The organism is Pseudoalteromonas sp. 5Ae-yellow (assembly GCF_014077565.1).
Taxonomy (GTDB): Bacteria; Pseudomonadota; Gammaproteobacteria; order Enterobacterales; family Alteromonadaceae; genus Pseudoalteromonas.
On record NZ_JACGWD010000124.1, the window covers coordinates 1 to 4,750 of the forward strand.

General features: G+C 36.3%; 3 protein-coding genes. 2 read left to right on the forward strand and 1 reads right to left on the reverse strand.

The window, feature by feature from the left end:
* Nucleotides 1-166 precede the first annotated feature (166 nt).
* Nucleotides 167-1,171 (forward strand): capsule assembly Wzi family protein, encoded by a 1,005-nt coding sequence (locus H4J63_RS19415; protein ID WP_290191946.1) that lies wholly within the window; start codon nucleotides 167-169, stop codon nucleotides 1,169-1,171.
* 864 nt (nucleotides 1,172-2,035) lie between these two features.
* Nucleotides 2,036-3,010, forward strand: coding sequence for a hypothetical protein (locus H4J63_RS19420; RefSeq protein ID WP_182198062.1), 975 nt, complete (start codon nucleotides 2,036-2,038; stop codon nucleotides 3,008-3,010).
* Between the two features lie 325 nt (nucleotides 3,011-3,335).
* Here the strand turns inward: H4J63_RS19420 and H4J63_RS19425 are convergent, their stop codons facing one another.
* Nucleotides 3,336-3,785, reverse strand: coding sequence for an antitoxin Xre/MbcA/ParS toxin-binding domain-containing protein (locus H4J63_RS19425; protein ID WP_182198064.1), 450 nt, complete (start codon nucleotides 3,783-3,785; stop codon nucleotides 3,336-3,338).
* Nucleotides 3,786-4,750 lie beyond the last annotated feature (965 nt).

A 4,750-nucleotide genomic window follows, 5' to 3' on the forward strand; every position in this document is an offset into this window, starting at 1 on the left:
TTTAACTTATTAATAAAAATGTTAGCATTCATTTGAAGCTCTTTTCTTGATTCTGTGGTTTGTGTGGTAATAACCATTTGATCATGAATTGAGCTTCAACTCAATTTCTTAAGATCTTACCTATGACTTTGGTGTAAGTGTTGCTGGCATAGCCAACGAAGATGAAATATTACCTACACAAAGCTTTTTTTACCTTGGTAATAAGTACGCGCAATTAGATGTAGGTTATCGAGAACATTGGTACTCACCATTTAACGACAGTGCCATGCTATTAAGCACACACGCTAAAACAATGCCTTCTATAACACTGAGTAATGTAAAGCCAATAACCAGCTTTAATATTCGCTATGATATGTTTATTAGTAAAATGACCGAGCAACGCGGGATCCGTAAAGGTAACTACGATCCTGTAAACGGTAATGAATTTACACCCGGTAAGCCTTATTTATTTGGCTTGCATACCAGTTTTGCTGCAACCGATAATCTAACAATAGGCTTGAGTCGCTTAATGCAATTTGGTGGTGGGCCGCGAAGCGTTACGTTAAAAGACTTTGCGGAAGGTTTTTTTACCCCTGGCACTAAAGATAATATAACTCGCTCAGATGCCGAGGAAGTTGATGCAGATTTTGAGCTTGGAGATCAGTTAGGCTCAATTACTTTTGCGTATAACAATAGTATTTATGCACTTCCTTACGAGTTATACGGTGAAATAGCACTTGAAGATACATTGGGTGGTTCTCGCAATAATGCATATAGCTTTGGTATTTATTTACCTTTTATTGCCAACAACCACAGTTTACGCTTCGAGCACAGTAACTTACAAAAGAGCTGGTATGCAAATAGTATATATCAAGATGGCAACCGTAACTCAGGCAACGTAATTGGCCACTGGGCGGGTGATGAACACGACTACACAGACTACACTCCGGCTAAATCGATGAGCGTAAACTGGCATTGGCAATTAAGTAAAATAGAAAGCTTAAATACAACTATCCGTATGCTTGAAAATAAACGCAGTGGCTATAAAACAAGTTACGAACTGCAAACGGCATACACACGTAAGTTGAGTAACCCAATAATGGGCGCAAAAAGTTGGGGAGCTGAGTTGTACCAAGGTAAGGATGTGTACGGGGAAACGTTTGCTAGGTTAGGTGTATTTGCTAATTTTTAACCGCCTATAAAGCGCAGGGTGCGAGGTATAAAACACCACTTACGGTATATTCACCCTGTAGGTGCGAATTTACTTCGCGCTAATGTAATTTAACTTTATAAAAAGCGGGGTATAAAGCCCCGCCTAAAGTTTAATCACTGCCAGATACCTTGACTCAGGGTGAAAACTACATGCCATGGAGTATTTAGAGCCCGTCATTTATGTCCACACCGTAGAGTATTATATGTTTTGCTACTTTAGACTTGATAACAAGAATACTGAGAAAAAGTGATTTCTAAGGTCACTATATAAGCAAGCTTGCACTTTTAACCAAGAGTTCCCGCTATTAGAAGAAAACACGCCCCTCCCCGACAGCCCTTTTACCGCTTAGCTTTGCACCCGCCCCATTTTACCCATGAGACGCAAATACGCGCCGACTTAAGCATTTGAGACAGTATTGACCAGCTAAAACCTGTGAATAAACGCAGATAACCAAATAAAACAGGTGAATGAAAAGGGGCGCATAACATCTAGAATTTTAGGAAAAATCACTTTTAAAAGGCCTGAAAGACCTCAACGCTTTTTATAGTAAAATGTAGCTATTAAGTAAGTAAAGGCAACTGATATCTAAAGCAAAAGCAAATAAGCGTGCACGGTTACGCTACTAATTATGTTACTCGACTCTAGGATTAACACTGAGGCTTTTTACGGGCGCCTAAGCTAAGTTTAGGTGAACTCATTACAAATCGAGCTCCCTACTTCACCCTAACTAGCGGACAATAAAGGTAGCACTATACTCCTATTAAATGCAGAAAAAGTAATACAAAAAATAAAATTTAGGTATCATTAGATTTGATGAATATCTTAACGTTAAGGAATAAACAATTGAAAAAGATAGTAATAACTTATTTGTTAGTATTATTATTTACTGGATGTAAATCTACCCCTCCACCAAATATTAATAAATACGGTAAACCTTATTCTCCTGAAATAATGAAAAGCCCAGAGCAAGCCCAACTAATCAGGGCGCATAAATTGGGAAATTTAGCTGGGGCCAGTGAAGAAGCCGATAAAATAGCACGTAAATTAAGAGATGAAGGTTATCCACACGCTACTTATTATTTTTATGCATATTATAGCCATGATGATCAAAATGATTGGGGGTGTAGAAATTATATATATCCAGCTACACAATATAATTTTTCAGTGGGTTATGAATCTCGCAAAGTATTAAAAGATAGATTGTACTCTCTTGCTGCCGGGTTTTGCTCTCTTAGATATTCGCAAAGCAATCAATTAGCTGGAAAATTGGTTCAATTCGATGAGTACCTATTTTCAGAGAAAGATCCTATCGCTTTAGCTATGAAATTATCACTTAATTTAAAGCTTATTGATAAAGACTCATTTGTAAAAGAAATCAAATATCCTTATATTCCAGACGTGTACCGAATCGAAAAAGAGCAGCTTGAACAAATACAAATAACCAATGATGTAGGTAAATTATATGTTCAGTTCATTGATGCACACATTAAATATGTTCAGGAAAACCCTGATGCTAACAATTGGGGAGGTATGCTGACAAATGACCTTTGTAGAGGAGACGGCATAGAGTTCCCCATTCAGTGTAATAAAAAAGAAGCTAAATTCCTTCAGATAATAAAGAAAGATTTTCCATACGACATGCTTTTATTAAGCCTTCCTGAAATACTGGTATATAAGGGACTTTCAGATAACTTAGCTGAAATTAAATTATATTTGGAAAAATTAAAGACTCTGCAAAAAGCAGGTTACAGAAGTTCACTGCTTAACTCACGTTTAGCTGATCTCTTGTACAATATAAAACAATACGAGGCTATTTGATTAGAAGAGTTATATATCAATGATATGTTTATTAAAATAATTTTAGATGTAAGAAGAGGGTCTACATTAAATGTGACCCTCTTTAGTATTTCTGAAACTACTCAAGCAGTGACAAACTCTCTCTCCTCTTATAAAAAAGTTTAAAATAGCCTTGTTGCATTTTTTAACGCGCCGTTCGGAAGGATAAAGTGTAAGCATCCTAGCAGCACCCCTAGCCGATTTAATTTAATCAATTAAAAATACTTGCAGGTTTTCGATATGGACATCGGGCTTAAACTAACAACACTTATGTTTGGCGAGTACAATCAATTGGGCCGTATTTCATTTAAGCTGCGTAGCCATTTTGCAGACTAACAATCATTTTTTTTATTAATTCACGACCACGGATTGTATGAATAACAGCAAGCGGCGGTGCGTTATTAAATTGTATGCTCTCTTGATTTAACCATCTATTCCAACGTTCAACACTTCCAAAGTAATGAAGACACACAGTGGCTACTTTGGCCAGCTCAACAATATTTTCAACGACTGTAATATTTAAAAGTTGACCACCTTTTTTATAATTGCCAATGTCCCGCGTATTTATACCGATCACTTTAAGGAATGTTTCTCTATCCCAGTTTAATTCACATCGCAATCTTTCAATGCTACTGATATCCAAACGCTGGCTTAAAAAATCGATTTCGTCTAAAGGATTTGAATTAAGATTAATTCGTCTATTGCTCAGCACATCTAAAAGGTCGGGATTATAATGAGGCCTAAAAGCAGTATGCATATAAAAAACCTTACTTAAGCTGATTAATATTAATTTAATCTTAGCTTAACCACTTAACAAAGACCACTAGCCAAAGTATGGGCTATAAATAAAACAACTTATAGTGATACTGGTAAAATTCGGTACTTGAAGCTTGCTAGAAAAAATAACTAATTAACCCTGCTGGCCCTTACCAAAATAAGCTCGTTGACACCTAACTTAACACAAAGCTGAGCTTATGACCTATTACGTTAAACACGGAGTAAATGCAAAGTCCCCTAACTTACAGCACTAAATAGAAATGTTTATAACTATCATGCTTCACTTATAAGAGAAGGCAATTCGGATTGTGCCGTGAGATCCACCCAAACTCTGAGGTGATAACATGGTTGAGCATATTAATGCTTATTTTGATGATATACGTTATTCAAGCAGGGTAATTTTTTCGCAGTTCCAAAAGAAGTTAAAAATTCATAGATTTATTTTAAGCTACATTTAATCCACATTCCTAACGTCGTATGCATTCATGGATTTAATCCATTTTTTATAGCGATATGGTCTGATCCACTCTACTTATCAGCTAGAATGCGAAGCCATCGATTAAATACCTATGAATCACTCTTTAAGTATATATCAAAGAAGCTCTATTAATACTTATTAAGCTATATCAAAGTTCCAGCGGGAGACAGCATGAGTAAAGCTCTTATTTTTTGCGAGCTTTGGTTCACGTTAGAACTCTTTTCTACAAATTAAATAGTATGAAGCTGGGCCAAAAAACCATAAACAGTTCGGCGTCGAACTCTTTTTCCAAATTGAATAGTATAAAACCAAGCCGAAAACCCATAAACCGTTCGGCGCTGAACTCTTTTTTACAAATTGAATAGTATAAAGCTGAGTCGAAAACTCATAAATGGTTCGGCAGCGAACTCTTTTTTACAAATTGAATAGTATAAAGCTGAGTCGAAAACTCATAAATGGTTCGGCAG

Bases quoted from the DNA above. Each gene is read 5' to 3' on its own strand.
- H4J63_RS19425 (WP_182198064.1), bottom strand. From the start codon at position 3,785: ATGCATACTGCTTTTAGGCCTCATTATAATCCCGACCTTTTAGATGTG.